A 19,233-nucleotide genomic window follows, 5' to 3' on the forward strand; every position below is an offset into this window, starting at 1 on the left:
CCTTTTGTGATTGTTCCTGTATCATCTTTTTTAGAGGTTACATAGCCGTCCTGATTTTCTTCTGTTTCAGTTACTTCATAATCTATGCCTGCTGATAGATTGATTGCTGTTTTGCTTTCTCCATGCTTCAAGGTGAACGTTGCGACACCGTCAGTAAATTCCAAATCCCCATATACTCCGCTGATTGTCTTATCGCTTAACGTTACAGTAAAGTTGAAGTCCTTATTTTTATCCCCAGCATTTCCTGTTACTATCTTTGATACGGTCAAATCGCCTGTTTCAGGTTCTGGCGGTGTTACATCTTTCGTATTTGTAAATACAGCTGTTTCTTTCACACCTTTTGTGATTGTTCCTGTATCATCTGTTTTAGAGGTTACATAGCCGTCCTGATTTTCTTCTGTTTCAGTTACTTCATACTCTATGCCTGCTGGTAGATTGGTTGCTGTTTTGCTTTCTCCATGCTTCAGGGTGAACGTTGCGACACCATCAGTAAATTCCAAATCCCCATATACTCTGTTGATTGTCTTATCGCTTAGCGTTACAGTAAAGTTGAAGTCCTTATTTTTATCTCCAGCATTTCCTGCTACTATCTTTGATACGGTCAAATCGTCATATTTTTCTGGTTCAGGGTTATCAACAGGTTTCCACATCAGTACAAAAGGGGACATGTTATTTCCCTCTTCATCTGCGGGCAATACGAATTTAAGCCCCTTTTCAGTAAGCTCTACATCTACATTCTCAACTTTGACCTCATTACCTGGCTCATGCATGATTGCCTCGCCCCATATGTCAGCTTTATCCGATAAAGAAGCAGAATATTCACGCTCCATTCCTTTGAAGTGCAGAATCTGATATTCATAATCCTCATAACAATCCATTGTTGCAAATGGGTAAGGCCAGTACACAGTGATATCCTTATCGCAGGACACCCATGAGTTGCCATCACTAGCATTGACAAGGTCAAGATAACGGAAGTTATAGTCCCAGCCGTCAAAGGAATACGTCTCGCCACCAAATCGGCTATCCGCAGCGCATTCCTGCGCATGCTTCATCTGATATTCCTCGATCTTCTTGTCATCTACCTCAGATGACAGCGACACCGTATCGTCAAAGAACAGACTAATCAGCGGTTCGCTGTCTTCATCAATACCGATAGGACTGCCTAAGCCGGAACTTTTACCATTGGTATAAAATGCTGCATCCTCTGGAATTACGACAACACCCCGGCGAACAGGCTTATCCAAAGGGTTGCCCTCGGCGTCCGTTGTGACTAATGTCGTAACATCATCTTCATCCGTTACAATCGGAGACAGGAAATATTCGGGATTATCATAAATATCAACGCCGTCAGGCAGGTCGCCATTGTTTCCCTTATTGGATACATACCGGGAGGTGTAATAAACATCCTCCGGAGTTTCCACCTGAACCCGATAACTCTGTCCCTCATATTCTGCCGTAATATACCAATCGCCGGTCAGCTCAATCTTATACCTGCCCGCACTGGAGCCGGTATTGCTTATGCTTGTCATTTTCAGAAAATCGCCCGTCAAACCCAAATCATCAGAGTTGCCCTTATCCAGCTTCAGACCCGATTCCAGAGTCGGGAAATAGTAAATCGGCGTTTCTGCGCCGGTATCTGCTTTCAGGGGAAGCAGAGTCCAGCTTTCCTCACTCTCATGACCTTCCACGACTTTGTCGTTTTCCAGATGCATGGTTATGACCATGCTTGGATTCGTTCCGGCGATGGCGGCGCCCTCTGGCAACCCCTCTACCTTGAAGCGCAAAGTAGGGATGTGGTTGCCGCTGGCGGATTGTCCGCCCACATAGCTGGTAACAGAAACCGGTGTAATTGTCAAGCTGCCAGGTTCAGGCGCACTATGTGCTGCTTTGAGTGCAATAGAATTTTGTTTGGAAGCTTCTTCAGCAGAAATCTCTTTGCAGTAACTATCTACATCCCAGCGATTGGAGTCCCAATTATAACCATCTTCAAACCATCCTGTGATCTGTTTTCCGGTCGATGTCAAAACGCCAAAGCCGTTTTCTTTACTTGCAGTAACAGAAACATTCACAGTACCCTCTGAATAGATATCATCCCCCATTTTAGATGCTGTATTATTTTGAATAACTCCGCCTGTCATAGTAAAGGTGCCAATGCTGCAGACGCCTCCGCCATAATTACCCTTATTATTCTCAATGATACCGCCAGACATATTAAACTTTGCATTCGTACCAACAAAAACAGCACCGCCATATCCCGTATATGTATCTTGGCAATTTCGGATTGCTCCACCATACATATTTAACGTTGCATTTGTTGATACACCTAATTCTCCAACTGAAATTGCACCACCCGGTCTGCCCATTGCGTTGTTATTCTGAAAAACAACACCCTCGTACACATTGACAGTTGCACAATCACCTATTCCTAAAAGGTCAGGAAGCCTCACACCTGCCTCTATAATCAGCTTGCTTTTTTCAACCTCACCTGCTGATCCGAGATCTACAACAGCACTATCGTTTGCAAAAATCAAACTGTATGAATTAAACCTTGATTTGAGAGTATGACCATTTCCATAAATCGTTGTCATACCTTTTATGAATTCTAATGAAGCGTTATTTCCAGTGTGTGAGTCGTTTGTAATTGTAATATCATCCGTCATTTCTATTACATACGTTGCATCATCAATACCATTGTTGATTTGTTTAACTGCATTGATAAATTCTTTATCTGATGAAACCCGGAATGTATTTGCTTCGGAAACGTCTATTGCATTTGTTTGCTGCTTTGAACAGATCTCGCACACGAAAGCACATGGTGTATCCTCAACCATTTCCATATAACCACAGCTTTCGCCATGCGCATGGGTACAGTTCAAATTCTTTGTAGTACATCCGCATTCTTCGCTGCAAACATGAATACATTCAGTTGGCGCTCCCTCGTCCGCATTGGACGGGGTAGCGTTGTTATCCGCAGAGATTTCACCAGAATAACAAGTTTCGTCGTGTGAATGAACGCAATTCGTTTCAATGATGTAGCAATCCTCTGTATGTTCATGGGTGCATGGGCTGCCTTCCACACCCTCGCTGTAACCGCAATCTTCGGTATGCAAATTATGATGTTCGCACAGACCATTCTCTGCTAAAGCGGAAGCTATCATTGTCCCCTGAGGGATAAGACCGCAAAACATAACTGAACATAGCAGCAGGCTTAATAATCTTTTTCTCATACTCTTTTTCCCCTTTCAGAAGTAATTTACAAATCTTATTTTCTTTTTTTAAAACTGTTAAAATAGAAATCACTATACCCGAAGCTACTAAGAATAACACCCAAAGCAATCTGTTAGATTTATCACCGGTTTCCGGTACTTCTTTTGTCTTTGTCTCTGGTGTTTTCACATTCACCGAAGATTTCAAATCATTATCCTTTTCATTATGCCAGGAAGGACTTGTTATATTATCCTTTAAACCATCATCAATACCAACACTATCCTTTCTGTAATACAAAAACTTAGCAAAAGCTAGTTCTCCCTCCTTAATAATTCCAGTTTCTCCCGATTTTTCCACCTTGTAGGCTTTGTTGTTATCGGTATCCTCTACTGTATAACGAATTCCGGAAGGAAGACCTTTAGCAGTAATACTCTCTTATGCTTCAAAACAATGTTCGCTACACCCTGCTTAAATCTCATGTCTCCATAAGCACCCGTGACTCTCTTATCACGCAGAGTCACGGTAAATATTTCTTTTCTTCTTTATTTCCGGCTGCTGTATTGGAAATCATCAGACTTCCGGTTTTAACCTCAGACTCTGTTGGCATACTGTTCTTCGTATTAAGGAATTCCGCTGTAGAAGCATTCGTTGTAATCTTGCCTTTTGCACCTTTTGAGGTTGTGATATAACCATCCTGATTGCTTTCAACCTTAACAACTTCATACGCTGTTCCTAATGAAAGATTTATGGCAGACTTTCCCCCATGCTTCACACCTCTCTTGTAGCTTATATCACCGAACAAGCCGTTAATTTTTGTATCCTGAAGGTATACTCGAAAATGGAAATCCTTTCCCGTATCTACTTCAGACCTCTCATTATCAATCACTCACTTTCGAAAACCTAATAATAACCTGATTGCATAATAAGCTTCGTTACCTATATAAAATTTCAGATTACAACTAAATCGCTTTTCCAAAATCTGCACAACTTTTAAAATATAATATTTCTTGAAATCTCCACGTTATCCTCTGATCGTTTTAAAGGCAAATAGCATAATCAATCATGATATAAAAGGGTGGAATATAAGGTGTCACCTTATTCTGTTAAGTACATAAGACATGTCTTCCCATCATCCCTTTTGAATATTCTGTTCTGCCTCCTCCATTAGGATTGCGTGCTTGATAAGATTTGCATGCCGATAAAAGGTAGACCTCTTGATGTTCAATTCTTTTTGGTATTCACTTAATGCCTCCCTGTCAACTAAACGTTTTCTTATTTGTTCCTCAAAGTCATTCGGCAAATCAATTGATGGCCGTCCATAATTTCCTTTTCCTTCTGATTTTCTTTGCAAAGCCTTCTGGATGCCTCGATGCTGACATTCTTTCATCTTCTTACGGTTCAAATCTATAATATATTCATAAAAGGAAGAAAGTACAGCTGCATCAATGACCATCCCCTGAATGGATAGCTGTATTCCGTTTTTTGCATATTCCCGCAATTCATTTTCCACCTGTATGACATCCTGTCCCAGAGCAGTGAATGATGTAAGTTTCAAATTTTTATGTTTCATCCCAGTATCCTTTCTTATGTTCTATATGTTGCATCTGATTTTCAGGTGCTGGTGAGGTCATACGAAATCCAAAACACCACTGCAGGATTTCCATGCATTATATTTTTACAGCACCTTGCAATTCGCTTCACTAATCAATGCTATCCCCGTGTCTAACTGCCGGTTTCCAAATATCTCTTCAAGAGCCTTGTAAGCACCTGAATATCAATTGGCTTTGCAATATGGGCATTCATTCCGCAACGCAGGCATTTTTGAATATCTTCAGAAAATGCATCTGCTGTCATAGCGATAATAGGTATTGATACAGCAGCTGCATGCTTTGATGTACGAATCGCCTGTGCAGCCTCATATCCAGTCATATGCGGCATTCTAAGATCCATGAGGATAGCATCATAATATCCAGCAGGTGACTTTTCAAACATCTTTAAACAGCTTCGTCCATCCTCTGCCCACGCAACCTCCATCCCTATATCCGTCAGCAATTCACGTGCAATCTCCGCGTTTAATTCATTATCCTCAGCAAGCAGAATACGATATCCGGATAGGTGCATATCTGTATTCCTATCCTCATCCTTTTTTATTTCCATATCCATATATTGTCTTAGACCATGAAATAATGTTGATTTAAACAGCGGCTTTGAAATAAACCCGGAGATACCAGCTTCACGCGCTTCCTGTTCAAACTCACTCCAGCCATATGCCGATATCAATATAACAGGCATATCATTCCCTAATCGATGCCGTATCTCTTTTGCCACCTGAACACCATTCATACCGGGCAGCTTCCAGTCCGATAGTACTATTTGATAATCGTCTCTGTTACTGTTATGCTCAATCAGCAATTCAATGGCAGCTTCCCCGCTCTGCGTCCATTCAGCATGAACTCCCATAGAGTTCAAGGTACGGATAGTGTTTTTGCCGAACAGCTCATCATCATCCACGACAAGTATTTTCCATGGAGGAAGAACCATATCATAAGCAGCAGAAGGAGCTTTTTCAAAATCGAGGGCTATATGAACTTCAGTGCCCTTCTGCAGCTCACTCTGTATATCTATGGTTCCCTGCATGGCATCGACTATATATTTTGTAATCGCCATTCCCAAGCCTGCACCCTCTGTTTTCTGTACTCTTGCACCATCTGCCCTGCTATAGGAATCATATATTTTTTTCAAAAAATCAGGAGACATTCCGATTCCATTATCCTTTACACAGATATGTAGCTGCACATAGTCTTCTTTCTTTAAAGATTTTTCTTCATATAAAGTTAGTTGAATGAGTCCCCCCTCCGGCGTGTACTTTACCGCATTTGATAACAGATTCAACAGTACCTGATTTAAGCGTACACCATCACACCATACATGCTCTGTCGCTATCGTATCGATTCGTACTTCTAAGCTCTGCTGCTTAGCTTTCACCTGCGGCTGCATTATGTTGACAATTCCTTCCACAACCTCTTTCAAAGATACCTGCTCAGAAGACAGGGTCAAATTACCGCTTTCGATTTTCGACATGTCTAAAACGTCGTTGATAAGTCCCAGCAGATGTTTACCGGACAGTGTGATTTTTTTCAAACAGTCCTTCACATATTCCCGATCATTTATATGATTTTCAGATATCGCCGTCATCCCTACAATTGCATTCATCGGTGTTCGGATATCGTGGCTCATATTTGCTAAAAACTCACTTTTTGCTTGATTTGCCTCCATTGCAAGTCTTCGAGCATGATCAAGCTCCTGTACCTGCTGCTGGCTGATATAATAAAAACGAATGAATATAATCAATAAATAACCTATGACAAAGCTACAGGCAAGCATGGTTGCCATCATCCTTTGAGACCCTAAAGCATTCATCGTCTCACTTAATATACCGTACGGCATAACTGCAACCAGAATCCATTCAGAGTTTGGCAACGCGGTTCCAAAAACCTGCCGGTATTCGCCCTGAACTTTTAACGTTGTTGCATAATTCCCCTGTCTCTTCCATGCCGCTGCAAGACCATACAGCGGATTGTTTTGTTTTGTGCCGTTTCCCTGATGTAATTGATCAAAATATTCCCAAAGCTCCGGATTTTCATTGCGTATTACAAAGCTGTAGTCAGGACGTATGATATGATAATACAGTATGTCAGTTGCATCATCCAGTGATAAAAAATCAGTAATATATGCTAACGGTACTGCTGCTATCAAGCCAATTGATTTCTCTTCACTTTTCATCGGATATACTGCCTTAACACCAAATAAAACTATTTCGCGTCCTTTTGCGTCCACTCCTATCGCCACCCGATGTTCCCCCTGCTTTAGCGCTTTTACAAACGGCTCTGGATTCTTGGGCTGCATTTGTTCTCCATAAAGGTTTTCAAAACTTCCCTTATCGGAACAGAGTGCCAGATATTCAAAGTCTCTGATCTGTGCTCTGTAGACCAGCTCGTTGTACAGATTCTCCTTATTGCTGTTCTTTGTCGTAACAGCGGTGATAATGCCCTCAACCTGACGGAAACGTAAATCTATAACATTCTCAAAATTTTTTGAAATCTCACGATTCATTCCCGACATATATAGTTCGCCGACCTTATAAATACTTTTATTGCTCTTCTGATCCATAAAAAATACGAGCAGGCCAAAAACAGCGATGCTGATCAGCAGAAAACCAGTGAAGCTGAACGCTAGAAATCGCGTTACATACCGATGTGAGCGCTGCGTCTTCATTTACAAAAATCTCCCTGTCTCTGATACGCTTTTATGGCAGCTATTTGCTGATCATACAATTTAGAAAGCTGAGGAAGGTGCTTTTCCACGCTTTGATAATCTCCTTCTCTGCATGCTTTTGTAATTTGACTGCTGCATTCATACAGCCTGGTAAATGAAAGATTCTGACAGATTCCCTTCAGCGTATGGATAAAGCGAAGGGCCTCATCATAATCTTTGCGAGCAAAAGCCTCTTTGAACATAAAAAAGCTCTTGTCCTCGGAATATTTCAAAAGGAATTTCGTGACTGTCTTTTCTAAGCGCAGTCTTGACATCACTTCCTCATAATCACCGCCAAAAGCAGTATAGCAATCCTTTAAATTCATCGTATGTCTTCCTCTCTTTTATTCAAATCCGCTGTTTCTTCCTTCAAAAGACTCACTATCCCCAGATTTTTGTCCGCTTTCGCTTGATACATGAGTTCGTCCGCAGTTATGAAAAGCTCTGCAGCTCCCCCTTTCTCATATACACCGCCAATGCTCACAGAAACAGTTAGATTTGGATAATCCGCCAGCTTCATTTCAGATACAGAATTGCGTATCTTTTCTAAGCGTTTGGTGAACAACGCTATCGGCAGATTCCAAAAGATAATGATGAACTCATCACCGCCATAACGTATAACAGTGTCTCCTTTTCCAACACTGGAGCATATTAGCTTGGCGATTTTTTGCAAAACGATATCTCCGACAAAGTGACCATAGGAATCATTGATAGCCTTGAAATTATCGATATCAATTACGGAAAGATTTTGTATTTCATGAAGAAGAATATAATCTTCATAATATCTTCGGTTATATACTCCTGTTAATGCATCTGTATATAATAATTCAAGAGTTTCTTCATAGGTCAGAGTGTCCACAGCATCACGCCTTTTATGCGGTATTCCCTTTTTCAACAATCCCTGCACATTATAGGAATCCGCTTGATCATAGGTGAGATTTAATGCAAGTGTAGTACTTATGTCTATAAGACCTTGTATAAGCATTGGATTAAACACACCGCATTCTCCATTTACAATCATGTGCAATGCCTTTGTATGTGAATATGCCTTTTTATAGCACCTCTCACTGGTTAGTGCATCATATACATCTGCCAGTGCTACCACCTGCGCTGCAATTGGTATCTCTTCTCCCTTCAGCCCATCCGGATAGCCGCTTCCATCATATCGCTCATGGTGCCAGCGGCAAATTTCAATGGCTATCTTGACAAGCTCGGATTCCCGCTGTTCCGCTGGTAATTCCATCAGCATTTCAGCGCCGATCTCCGTATGCGTCTTCATTACCTGAAACTCCTCAGCTGTTAATTGTTCCGGCTTATTTAAAATTGCATCGGGTATCGCGATTTTCCCTATATCATGAAGTGCTGAAGCCGTGCTGATGACGTCTATATCGGTATCTGTCAGCATATACGGAGTGCTTTGTTGAATAAGGTTTTCCAACAAAAGCCTTGTTATCGTATGAACATGCTGGATATGCGAGCCGCTTTCTCCATTACGAAATTCTACAATGTGGGATAGGATAGAAATCATCAGCTTATTATTTTCTTCCTGACTTTGATATTGCTGTGCAATTATTTCTTCGAGGTAATTCTGCCGTGCATATAACAGCATTGTATTCGCTATTCGATGCTGGACAATCGCAGGATCAAATGGCCGGCTTATATAATCAAATGCCCCGAAGTCATATGCCTGTTTTATATTCGCAGGAGAATTGTCCGAGGAAATCATAATAACCGCAAGGTTGGCATTCCAGCTTCTTTTTTTTATATAAGCCAAAACTTCGAAGCCATCCATTTCCGGCATCATGATATCCAGTAATAAGAGTGAAAATTCCGTTCCGTAGCAAGAAAGAAGAGTTATTGCCTCTACTCCATTTTCCGCTTCTACAATGTCATATTGATTCTCAAGGATTTCAATCAGAAGAGCTCTGTTTATTTCTGAATCATCTGCTATAAGAACTTTTTGTTTATTCACATGCATCCATCGCTTTCATAACAAGGTATATTTCACGATTTTATTATAATTTCAGGTAAACACCCTGACAACATCCCGATTGGTAAGGTATACCTATACGTTTTATACAAAATTGGCAAGGTGAACAAATAGCTTCGCATATGCATACTGACAAACAGAAGGTCGCATACTATAATGGAAAAAAGACCGGAAAGGATATGGGTATGGAAGCACAAGAAACGAAATTCTCATTTGTCTATCATGAAGTAAAGCAGCGCATCCTTACAAACCAAATACCACCCGGTGATTATATACCATCCTCAAGAATACTCTGTCATCAATTCAATGTGAGCCGTTATACCATCAATCGCGTCTTTGATGCACTGCAAAAGGAGGGATATATTGAAATAAAACCTCGCATCGCTCCCATCGTATTACCGCGAGAAACCGAAATAAAGCAGGGTAATGAAGGTATTGACATTTTGCGAAGTCGTGATAACATTCTACAGATATATGAGACATTCGCCCTGATACTTCCCTCCTTGTTAAGCTTTGCAGCAAAGCACTGTGATCTGGAAATCCTGTATCATTACAAAAAAGCCATGAAGGTCTCCCGTATGGGGATTTCCGCCGGAGGGTGGCGTCCTGTATCAAATCTGTTAAAAGAAATTCTGACAGTTGGTGGCAGTCCCTTGCTGGGGAACCTTTATTCTGTCTTTGAACTACATTCTCATTTAAGCTTTTTCACAGAGAACAGTACCTTTTTTCTGAAAGTCTTACGAAAGGATTCCATCCCCATAACAGCAAATCTTATTAGTATCCTGAAAGAAAAGGATACGCATGTTATGTATACGCAGCTGACTCATCTTCTTCTCAGATTTGTATATGCTGTTCAAGAAACCCTGCAGCATCTGGCAGATACATTGGAGGCTTATCCCCTGCAGAGCCCAGCTGCTTTTTCATGGAGACCAACGCGCGGCAAGGATTATTTCTATACTCGCATCGTCAGTGATCTGAACCGGAAAATAGTCCGCGGTGATTATCCGCGCGGCACTTTTCTCCCCAGTGAAAAGCAATTGGCTGCATTCTATAATGTTTCTGTTTCCACAATACGAAAAGCACTGACAGAGCTTTCACAACGAGGCTTTGTCAGAACGATAAACGGAAAAGGTACCATGATTATAACCCCGGATGATAGCCGTGTAAGGCAGATTCTTCCCAATCCGGGACGAACAGAGGAGGCATTGCGGTACTTGCATGCTTTGCAATTACTGGCATTGATCATTCACCCTGCAACGGTGAATGCAGCCGCAAAATTCAAGAAAAAGGAGCTGAAGAGTTTAGAGGAAAAGCTCTATCTTCCGGATTCTATCTGTATCATAGATATATTTGAAGCTATTTTATACCATACGGATGCACAACCCCTGAAAAGCATACTGAAAGAGGCCTTTCGTCTCACAGAATGGGGGCATTATATTGCTTATTACGATCATAAAAAGCAGGTATTGCAGACAGTTAATAAACGGCTGCGCTTAGCAGTCCATGAGTTGCATACCGGAGACTACATAGAATTTGCTAATCGAATTGCTGATTGCTATTACCAAATATTTCAGCATGCCAGAGACATCATGACAAACAAATACGGATTTTCTTCCGCCGCAGCTATCCAGTTACCGGAGAAGTATTATTGAAAACTTCATTTGACAGCATTTGTATATCTATATTTCCGGCATGATTACTCTTTCTTTTCATCGATTGTCATTGATTTTCTTTTCCTGCTCTACGTTTTCGTTATCGAAAATATCATCAATTTTATAACGTTTTTTGAAAGCAGACTGTTTTTCAATAATGACAATTCGCTCTTTCTTTTATTTTTCAATTTATCCTAGTTAATATGCTTATGGACAATTGATAGATGAATAACAGCGATAGATAAGTAAACTGAATTTTACTTGATAAGTATTCCGCTATTTCTATCAGAAAGTATGTCTTATATTCTCACACTATATAGAAAAACCCGCCGTAGCGGGTCTATTTATCGTTCAGCTCTTGAATCAATGCAGGCAATTCACGTATATCCTGCAGAACATAATCGGCACCTGCCTGCATATACTCCTTGCGCAGGCGTGCACACAGTGCTTCCTTTTCCTGTGTGCTGAGTGCTTCGTATTCTGTTTGTGTCAGCCCCATCAGAGAGCTTCCCTCCAGAATACCGACAGAAATCACACCTGCCGCAGCGCCTTCCTTAATATCAGAGATCGTATCCCCTACCTTAACGGCTGCGTGTACATCACGGATATGCAGCTGCTTCAGGTTTTCAAAAATCATATACGGGTATGGTCTTCCATAGTTATCCACGCTGTTCGGTGAAATCCAGAAATCCGGAGCATATCCCTTTTCCTTTGCGACACGCGTTACGACCGCCATCATCTGATCGGTATAGCCGGTAGTAGAGCCGATCGCCAGTCCCATAGCCCGCAGCCTTGCGATCGTTTCCACGACATACGGCTTCGGATCGGCAAACTGATCCAGTATACCCATCAGCTTTTCCGTAAAGGTATCATGCATTGCATCGATATCCGCTTCCGTTACTGCACGGCCGTGTGCACTTTTCCACAATCCCTCAATTCTCGGCATTTCCAGCATGGTCTTGATGTGATCACGCTTCAGCATCCCCATCGGCTTTCTCGTTTCCTCCATCGTAACCTCCATGCCAAACGCATGAAATACCTCCGCAAATGCCTGTACCGGCGCAAAACAGCCGTAATCTACCGTCGTTCCTGCCCAGTCAAATATAATTCCCTCTATTTTCATATCAGTTTCCTCTTTCCATATACTCTTTCATAATCTGTGCCAGCCGCAGGATATCCTCCTCATAAATCTCACCGATCGTTCCAATGCGGAAGGTATCCTTATCCGTCAGCTTTCCCGGATAAATTGCATAGCCTCGCTCCTTGATAAAGCGATACATCTGTGCGAAATCAAAATCTGTATCCGGATACAGGAAGGTTGTGATGATTGGCCCTTGTACCGCCTTTTCCACATAAGGAAGGAAACCAAGCTTACCGAATTCCTCAATCAAAACATCACGGTTATGTGCATAGCGTTTACTTCTTGCAGGAATACCGCCTTCCTTTTGCAGCTCCTCCATTGCCTTGGCAAATGCCAGAACAACATGCGTAGGAGAGGTATAGCGCCATTTTCCATCCTTCTCCATGCCTGCCCACTGATCGTACAGGTCCAAGGACAGACTGCGGGCACAGCCTCTGGAAGCGATCAAAAGCTCTCTTCTTGCGATGATAAAGGAGAAGCCCGGAACACCCTGAATACACTTATTGGCCGAGCTTACCAGAAAATCAATATGCCAGTCATGCATCGGAATATCCACGCCGGCAAAGCTTGACATCGCATCCACGATAAAGACCTTATGATACGTCTTAGCCAGCTCACCAATGGATTGAATATCATTGAGAATGCCGGTTGTCGTTTCGCTGTGAATCATTGCAATATGCGTAATTTCCGGGTGCTGCTTCAGTGCTTCCTCTGCTTTCATTCGATCCGGCATTTTATCATAATCCTGTGCAATATGAACGCAGTTAATGTGATGATAGCGACACATTGCGGCGATTCGTTCCCCATAGGCCCCATTGCTGAGCAGCAGCAGACAGCCATCGTCAGGAATCACGCTGGAAATCACACTTTCCACCCCGAAGGTTCCGGAGCCCTGCATCAGTACGGTTGTATATGCAGTCTCATCGACATGTGCCAGCTGCAGCAGCTCTCTTCGGATTCGCTGCGTAATCTGCTTATAATCCTCATCCCATGTACAGTGATCAAACAGCATTTCCTGCTTTACACTGTCTGTTGTCGTAAGTGGTCCCGGTGTTAACAGCTTGTATGTTTTCATTTGTTTTCTCTCCTTATTTTCTACAGCCTTCAAAGAACGCCTGATGCTCTTCTAAAAGCTCTACACTCAATGCTCTCTTAAATACTCGCGGATATTTGCTTGCATATTTTTTCTCCACCTGTTCACCTTCATAAAGTGCAGTTGGATAGGTATACAGAATATCTCTTCTCCCATTTTCCATAATGCAGCGTGCCATTGCCATTGCCGTCTTATTCACATTTTCCTTTTTTACAACGGCAATGCTTTCCGTAAGGGAATAATTGCCTTCGATCGGGTCAATACAGTCGATGGGAAGCCCCTTTTCCTTATCCGCAAGTGCCTGATGCCGCAGTCCGAAGGCAATGCCGACCTCCCCGGAGCGCACCTTTTTCAAAGGACCTGAGCCGCTGGATTCCAGATGCGGACCGACATTGTCGAGGATTGCAGTTAGAATTTCTTTCCCATCTTCTTCTCCATAGGTATCCAGCAATGCCTGTACGAGCAGCCAGCCGGTACTGCTTGCCTTGATATCCGGTATTGAGATCATTCCCTTATATTTTGGATTTGCAAGCTCCTTCAGAGAGGACGGCACCGGCAGCTGCTTTTCCTTCAGTACACTCGTATTCACAATCATCGCTCCCTCCAATGCCGTCAGCGGAGTATCGTAATCGGAATAGGTTTTCAGTGTCGGCGTCGGGAAGGTCAGCTTATCAAACATGTCATTTTTTTGTTGGGCACTGTCAATATAATAGGAGCTCATCGTAATAATATCCGCTTCCAGATTCTTACCCTCCGCCATGATTTTTCCACCAAGCTCACTTGTTCCAAACGATTGCAGAACATATTGATCCTGAAAGCCGTTTTCATCCAGTGCATGCTGTATCGCTATCAGTGCTTCCTCATCCGCATTGGAGTAAATTACCACAGGCTCCTTTCCCTGTCCGAAAACGAAGGTGAACAGCACAACACCGCCGGCAAGAATGCCAAGTGCATATTTCTTCACACGGACACCCTTTTCTTTTTTTTCATCCTTCTTCTGTGTAACAAAGAGAATGATTCCCTTTACCAGCAGATTTGTCAGAAGAATCAATAGAGACAGAACGAAAATCTGATCAAATTTCGCAAAATGCTGCAGCTCCTTGATCTTGGTTGTCAGCACTGCTGTTTTTGCACCGACAATGAAAATCAGGGCAGAAATCGTCACCATGGAATTGATAAAATAATAGCTGAGCATCTCCAGTATCGTGCTTTTGGAATTGGGAACGACCACTCTTCGAATCGTTTTGAACCAGCTGTCCCCCATCAGCATAGCCGTTGTTTCATAGGAGGTATTCAGCTTTCCCAGTGTGTTCTTCGCCATCACATACGGTGTGGAGAAGAAATGAATCATATTACAGAGAATGATGATCCAGAAGGTGCTTTGCAGCGGTGTGCCGCTGAATGCGAACAGGAAGGCAATACCGATGACCATTCCCGGTATGGTATTGGCAATACTGCTGATGGCATCAATACTTTTTCTGCACAGCACAGGAAGCGTGCTGCGTGTGGTCACAAGGGCAGAGCCATACGCGACCAGCGTTCCGGCAGCTGCCGTCCCCAGTGCTACTATTAAAGAATTGCGGTAAACCGACAGTAAATTGGCGCTTGCCAGCGTGTCTGTGAAATGCTGCAGGGAAAAGCTGATATCATACGGCCATTCCTTTACAAACGGCAGCAGAATAATGACAGCAAATACCAGAGCAATACCGCACAGGACAAGACCGGAGCCAATGCCGCACCACAGATCCCGTTTCCTGTTTTCCGGCAGCTCGATAACACTGATCCTGTTGTAGCGGACATTATAGCGCTCCAGATAGTTCAGAAGAATGATACTGATGATGGAAGGAAGCAGCATCATCATGGCGACAACTGCGCCGTTGCTGAAGTTCGGGATGGAGCCGAGCATTTCATTATACAGCGTGGTTGCGACTACCGCATATTCACCACCAACGGCCGCCGGGATACCAAAGTCGGTAAAGCTCAGAAAGAATGCCTGAATAAAGGCTGCCGCAAGGGTTGGAATCATCGGTGACAGGGCGGTCATCCAAAAGCGCTTTCCTCCGGAATCCCCCATGATTTTTGAAACGATGATGAATTTTTTATCAATAAATTTCATCGTATTGTTCACAAGAAGGAAGGCGATTGGCAGCGTATAGATCACATAGCCGATCAGAAGACCGCTGAAACCATATATATCAAACAGCTGCACATGCAGCAGCTTGCTCAGCAGTCCCTGCTTTCCAAATGTATAAATAATGGCAAAGCCATAGGTGATGGTCGGCAACAGCATAGGCAGCGTGGCAATACTGCTGATTCCCTTTTTCAGCCGCTGTGATACATTTGTATAATTGATGGTGTAGGCCATTAGAAAGGCAAGCAGCGTTGTCACCAGGGCACTGATACCGGATACCGTAAAGCTGTTGCCAAAGGCGTTCACAAACTTGCCGCTGAAGATCAAATCACGGTAATGCTGCAGTGTCAGTGAGGTTCCGCTTTCAAAGGATTTATACAGCAGAATGGCGACCGGCATAAAGAGAAATACGAGAAACAAAGCCGCCAGAACCACATAGATTCCCTTTAGCTCCAGCTGCTTTTTATGCATAGGTTTCTCCAAACAACGTAAAGATATTATTGCGTTTGATTTCCAGCTGGTTCAGGATGAATTCCTTCACGAAGCTGTTTTGCGGATGCTCGATGATATCCTTCGGCTTCGCATACTGCGAAATGCTGCCATCCTTCATGATCAGCACGCGGTCGGACAAGGTCAGCGCCTCCTCCGGATCATGTGTGACAATGATTGTTGTCAGGTGAAATTCCTTGGCAATCGTTTTGATCTTCTCCTTGATGCTTTCCTTAATGACACCATCCAGCGCACTCAGCGGCTCATCCAGCAATAAAATTTTCGGTTTCATAACCATGGTTCTGGCCAGTGCCACACGCTGCTTCTGGCCACCGGACAGCTGGTCGATGTGCTTATCCAGATGCTGAGAAAGCCCCAGCAGCTCAATCAGCTCATTCACCTCCTGCTGTGTGGAAATTCCCGGCTTGTTCTTCAGACCATAGGTGATATTTTCATAGGCGTTCAGATTCGGAAACAGGGCATAGTCCTGAAATACGATATTGAATCCGCGCTCCTCCATGGATACTCCGGTAACATCCTGTCCATTGAATACCACACTCCCGCTGTCAATGTCTGTGATACCCAGTATACAATTCAGCAGGGTTGTTTTACCGCTTCCGCTCGGTCCCAGTATGGAAACGATTTCCCCGGTTTCTATCGACAGACTGATTCCATTCAGAATCGATGTCTGATCATACGATTTCTTCAGATTATTCAGTGTCAGCATACGTCACTCTCCTCATCGCGATATTTTACTCGCTTGTGTCCATTATAGAAAAGTGAAAAAAGATTACAATAGCTTTCATTAAGTGTTAACGTCCTCTTTACGAACCCTTAACATTTCATAAATTATGTAAATTCTTTGTTATATTTTCTGTTTTTCATGTAATTTGTTCATAAAAACACAACAAAAAGAGCTGCTATTTAATAAATTTGTAAATAACAGCTCCTTTATGTTCATAATACGATTTCTTTAGCAGAAAAATGAAAATCATGCTGTATGCACGCAATGACCGTGTTCTTTTTTATAATTTTCCGTGTCCTGCGCATATACGATACAAGAAAGATGGCACTACTGAATGAAGAAACGATGCAACGTCACTGTGCTGCAGCTTACCTTCGTATGGATGAAAAGCAGCCATTTTGCATTTGCATTCATGTATCATTCTTTCCCGCTATTTTGGCATCAGCCCTATGAACACATCAATTTCCTTTTCTTAAAATCAACCATTTTTTCCATATGTTCGTTCTCTTCGTTTAACTGATGAAGAAGCCCTCAACAAGCCTGCCGGTTCCACCTTCATATGGAGCCATTTCACGAAAGGCAATCAAATGTTTGATTATAGCTTCCGCTGTCTATGCACATATTCAGTACAAAAGCTTCCCTACAGCTTTCCATACAAAAGCCGGTATCAATATCCCCATTGCCTGCTTCAAGTTCACAGGCAACATGGTGTGCATAGTTAACAGGGGTTACTTCTTCAGGGGGGATATTGCTCACTTGCTTACTTATATAGTGTTTTCCATACATCCATAACAATCGTCTCAGCAATTTCCCATCCTTCCATCCCCTAATGCGATTTCTACTGCACGCTTTGCATGAATACACGTTGTATCGAATACAGGGATGGAAGAATCTGATCGATGAATAAGAAGTCCGATTTCCGTACAGCCAAGAATAACACCCTCAGCTCCTCTGGACTTCATGCGCTCTATAATGCTCTGGAATTTTTTCCGTGAGTCCTTCTTTATTTGACCAACGCAGAGTTCATGAAAAATAATATGATTGATCACTTCAATCTCCGTTGCTTCAGGAACGATAACCTCTATGCCTCTCTCTACCAGTTTTTGCTTATAGAAATCCTGAGTCATCGTATATTTTGTGCCTAACAATCCCACTCTATGAATATTGTGATTTAAAAGCTCTTCTGCTGTCGCATCTGCTATATGGATGATGGGAATATGAATCATGGATGCGATTTGAGGTGCAACCTTATGCATAGTATTTGTACAGATCAAAATTAAATCCGCACCGGCACCTTCTAATCCCTGAGCAGCTTTCCCTAATATTTCTCCGCTTTTTTTCCAGTCACCTCTTGACTGGCATTTTTCAATTTCATCAAATTCCACACTGTGAAGAATAATTTTTGCTGAATGCAGTCCGCCAAGCTGTGCCTTAACTCCTTCATTGATAATTTGATAATACGGGATTGTACTTTCCCAACTCATTTCACCAATTAAGCCAATTGTTTTCATTTTTAACCCTCCATAGCTTTCTATTTGAGTATATCACGATAATCATACACCACAACAACTCGTAGCCACCAGCTGTTCCAGAATCTCACCTGAGTAATAAAAGCATATTCTGTTTTATAAGATTTAAAATATCGTCTGACACTTGATCCGCTCAGACCCGTGTCAGTGATGGTATTCAATAAAATTTCTGAATATCAACTGCATTTTCCTGTCGTTTCTTCAGAATGAAATAACTCATAATTAAAACGGACAGGTATACAACTGCAAATGCTAAGGTATGAATGATCCCTATTGGATAAGGAGAAATCCACCCTTGCTTGAAAACTAGGTCTGCAATATATCCGGTCATGATAGATACAGGCATAAAAACGATTCCATTGATAAGAATCCACGTAATATAAATCGGAGCCTTTTCTCTGGACAGTATGCTTGCTATAAAAAATCCGGCAACACCCACTACTTGAACGATCATTGCTCCCCAAACAGCTTCCATTGTCTGTTGCGCATACCAGCCTCCAAATGCACAGAACAGACCTATTACAACAAAAGCTGCTGATGAGATATAAAGTACCTTACTCGCAAGCTCCCTGCTTTTTTGTTCTTTGCTCTCTACCGTCTGAATGCCCTTTAGGATATAATCTGTTGTAACTCCAAAATAATCACTCATTATAATTATTTTTTCTACATCCGGTGTACTCTGATCACTCTCCCATTTGGAAACAGCCTGTCTGGAAACACCTGCTTTCTCAGCAAGCTCCTCTTGTGAGATTCCTTTCATTTTTCTTAAATATTGTATTCTTTCCGCTAACTTCATGATCAGCACTCCTTTCATGATGCGATTATAGCAAGTATTCAGTTGCATAGCCACTATGCAAGCATGGAAATGTATCAACTCGTAGTTGCAATGAAAAAAAACATAAATAATGCTATATAAAAGCTTATGTTAATTGAAGGCGGAGT

14 protein-coding genes are annotated in these 19,233 nt (G+C 42.3%); 1 reads left to right on the forward strand and 13 read right to left on the reverse strand.

Going from position 1 to position 19,233, the window contains the following annotated elements:
* The 7 genes from ACESPQ_RS18900 to ACESPQ_RS18930 form a co-directional block, all read right to left on the reverse strand.
* Positions 1–3,227: DUF7601 domain-containing protein (locus ACESPQ_RS18900; protein WP_373144748.1), on the reverse strand; the 3,227-nt coding region annotated here is incomplete at its 3' end.
* Entirely contained in the window at positions 3,112–3,564 is a 453-nt protein-coding gene (locus ACESPQ_RS18905; RefSeq protein WP_257377151.1) for a hypothetical protein, read from the reverse strand. The genes ACESPQ_RS18905 and ACESPQ_RS18900, both read right to left, overlap by 116 nt.
* Before the next feature lie 160 nt (positions 3,565–3,724).
* A complete protein-coding gene (locus tag ACESPQ_RS18910; protein ID WP_250155310.1) occupies positions 3,725–3,979 on the reverse strand; it encodes a DUF7601 domain-containing protein in 255 nt (84 codons plus the stop codon).
* Between the two features lie 357 nt (positions 3,980–4,336).
* The gene (locus tag ACESPQ_RS18915) at positions 4,337–4,777 is read right to left on the reverse strand and encodes a recombinase family protein (RefSeq protein ID WP_002607476.1); all 441 of its coding nucleotides are present in this window, start codon (positions 4,775–4,777) and stop codon (positions 4,337–4,339) included.
* 152 nt (positions 4,778–4,929) lie between these two features.
* Entirely contained in the window at positions 4,930–7,482 is a 2,553-nt protein-coding gene (locus tag ACESPQ_RS18920; RefSeq protein WP_373144749.1) for a hybrid sensor histidine kinase/response regulator, read from the reverse strand.
* The gene (locus ACESPQ_RS18925) at positions 7,479–7,847 is read right to left on the reverse strand and encodes an Hpt domain-containing protein (RefSeq protein ID WP_002607474.1); all 369 of its coding nucleotides are present in this window, start codon (positions 7,845–7,847) and stop codon (positions 7,479–7,481) included. The genes ACESPQ_RS18920 and ACESPQ_RS18925 overlap by 4 nt, the downstream gene beginning before the upstream one ends.
* On the reverse strand, positions 7,844–9,493 hold the full coding sequence (locus ACESPQ_RS18930) for a diguanylate cyclase (protein ID WP_373144751.1): 1,650 nt from the start codon (positions 9,491–9,493) through the stop codon (positions 7,844–7,846). Before ACESPQ_RS18930 ends, ACESPQ_RS18925 begins: the two co-directional genes overlap by 4 nt.
* Positions 9,494–9,696: 203 nt before the next feature.
* Here ACESPQ_RS18930 and ACESPQ_RS18935 point away from each other — a divergent pair, with 203 nt between their 5' ends.
* The gene (locus ACESPQ_RS18935; RefSeq protein ID WP_118002897.1) at positions 9,697–11,163 is read left to right on the forward strand and encodes a GntR family transcriptional regulator; all 1,467 of its coding nucleotides are present in this window, start codon (positions 9,697–9,699) and stop codon (positions 11,161–11,163) included.
* Positions 11,164–11,503: 340 nt separating this feature from the next.
* Here the strand turns inward: ACESPQ_RS18935 and phnX are convergent, their stop codons facing one another.
* From phnX to ACESPQ_RS18965, 6 genes are all read right to left on the reverse strand, one after another.
* Positions 11,504–12,286: a phosphonoacetaldehyde hydrolase gene (gene phnX, locus ACESPQ_RS18940; RefSeq protein ID WP_109771182.1), complete on the reverse strand. Its 783-nt coding sequence runs from the start codon at positions 12,284–12,286 to the stop codon at positions 11,504–11,506.
* A gap of 1 nt (position 12,287) precedes the next feature.
* Positions 12,288–13,379 carry a 2-aminoethylphosphonate--pyruvate transaminase gene (phnW, locus tag ACESPQ_RS18945; protein ID WP_109771181.1) on the reverse strand — a complete coding sequence of 364 codons (1,092 nt, stop codon included), beginning with the start codon at positions 13,377–13,379 and terminating at the stop codon, positions 12,288–12,290.
* A 13-nt stretch (positions 13,380–13,392) separates the two neighbouring features.
* Positions 13,393–15,999: an ABC transporter permease subunit gene (locus tag ACESPQ_RS18950; protein ID WP_373144752.1), complete on the reverse strand. Its 2,607-nt coding sequence runs from the start codon at positions 15,997–15,999 to the stop codon at positions 13,393–13,395.
* Positions 15,992–16,744, reverse strand: coding sequence for an ABC transporter ATP-binding protein (locus ACESPQ_RS18955; protein WP_065530675.1), 753 nt, complete (start codon positions 16,742–16,744; stop codon positions 15,992–15,994). The genes ACESPQ_RS18950 and ACESPQ_RS18955 overlap by 8 nt, the downstream gene beginning before the upstream one ends.
* 818 nt (positions 16,745–17,562) lie before the next feature.
* Positions 17,563–18,273, reverse strand: a complete 711-nt coding sequence (locus ACESPQ_RS18960) for an aspartate/glutamate racemase family protein (RefSeq protein WP_257377153.1) — start codon at positions 18,271–18,273, stop codon at positions 17,563–17,565.
* 175 nt (positions 18,274–18,448) lie between these two features.
* Positions 18,449–19,087, reverse strand: a complete 639-nt coding sequence (locus ACESPQ_RS18965; RefSeq protein ID WP_002607466.1) for a helix-turn-helix domain-containing protein — start codon at positions 19,085–19,087, stop codon at positions 18,449–18,451.
* Positions 19,088–19,233: the final 146 nt, after the last annotated feature.

It is taken from the genome of Clostridium sp. HGF2 (assembly GCF_964240115.1).
Classification (GTDB): domain Bacteria; phylum Bacillota_I; class Bacilli_A; order Erysipelotrichales; family Erysipelotrichaceae; genus Clostridium_AQ; species Clostridium_AQ innocuum.

Coding starts and splice junctions, on each gene's coding strand:
- phnW (WP_109771181.1), bottom strand. CDS start 13,379: ATGAAAACATACAAGCTGTTAACACCGGGACCACTTACGACAACAGAC.
- ACESPQ_RS18920 (WP_373144749.1), bottom strand. CDS start 7,482: ATGAAGACGCAGCGCTCACATCGGTATGTAACGCGATTTCTAGCGTTC.
- ACESPQ_RS18915 (WP_002607476.1), bottom strand. CDS start 4,777: ATGAAACATAAAAATTTGAAACTTACATCATTCACTGCTCTGGGACAG.
- phnX (WP_109771182.1), bottom strand. CDS start 12,286: ATGAAAATAGAGGGAATTATATTTGACTGGGCAGGAACGACGGTAGAT.
- ACESPQ_RS18955 (WP_065530675.1), bottom strand. CDS start 16,744: ATGCTGACACTGAATAATCTGAAGAAATCGTATGATCAGACATCGATT.
- ACESPQ_RS18935 (WP_118002897.1), top strand. CDS start 9,697: ATGGAAGCACAAGAAACGAAATTCTCATTTGTCTATCATGAAGTAAAG.
- ACESPQ_RS18950 (WP_373144752.1), bottom strand. CDS start 15,999: ATGCATAAAAAGCAGCTGGAGCTAAAGGGAATCTATGTGGTTCTGGCG.
- ACESPQ_RS18925 (WP_002607474.1), bottom strand. CDS start 7,847: ATGAATTTAAAGGATTGCTATACTGCTTTTGGCGGTGATTATGAGGAA.
- ACESPQ_RS18965 (WP_002607466.1), bottom strand. CDS start 19,087: ATGAAGTTAGCGGAAAGAATACAATATTTAAGAAAAATGAAAGGAATC.
- ACESPQ_RS18960 (WP_257377153.1), bottom strand. CDS start 18,273: ATGAAAACAATTGGCTTAATTGGTGAAATGAGTTGGGAAAGTACAATC.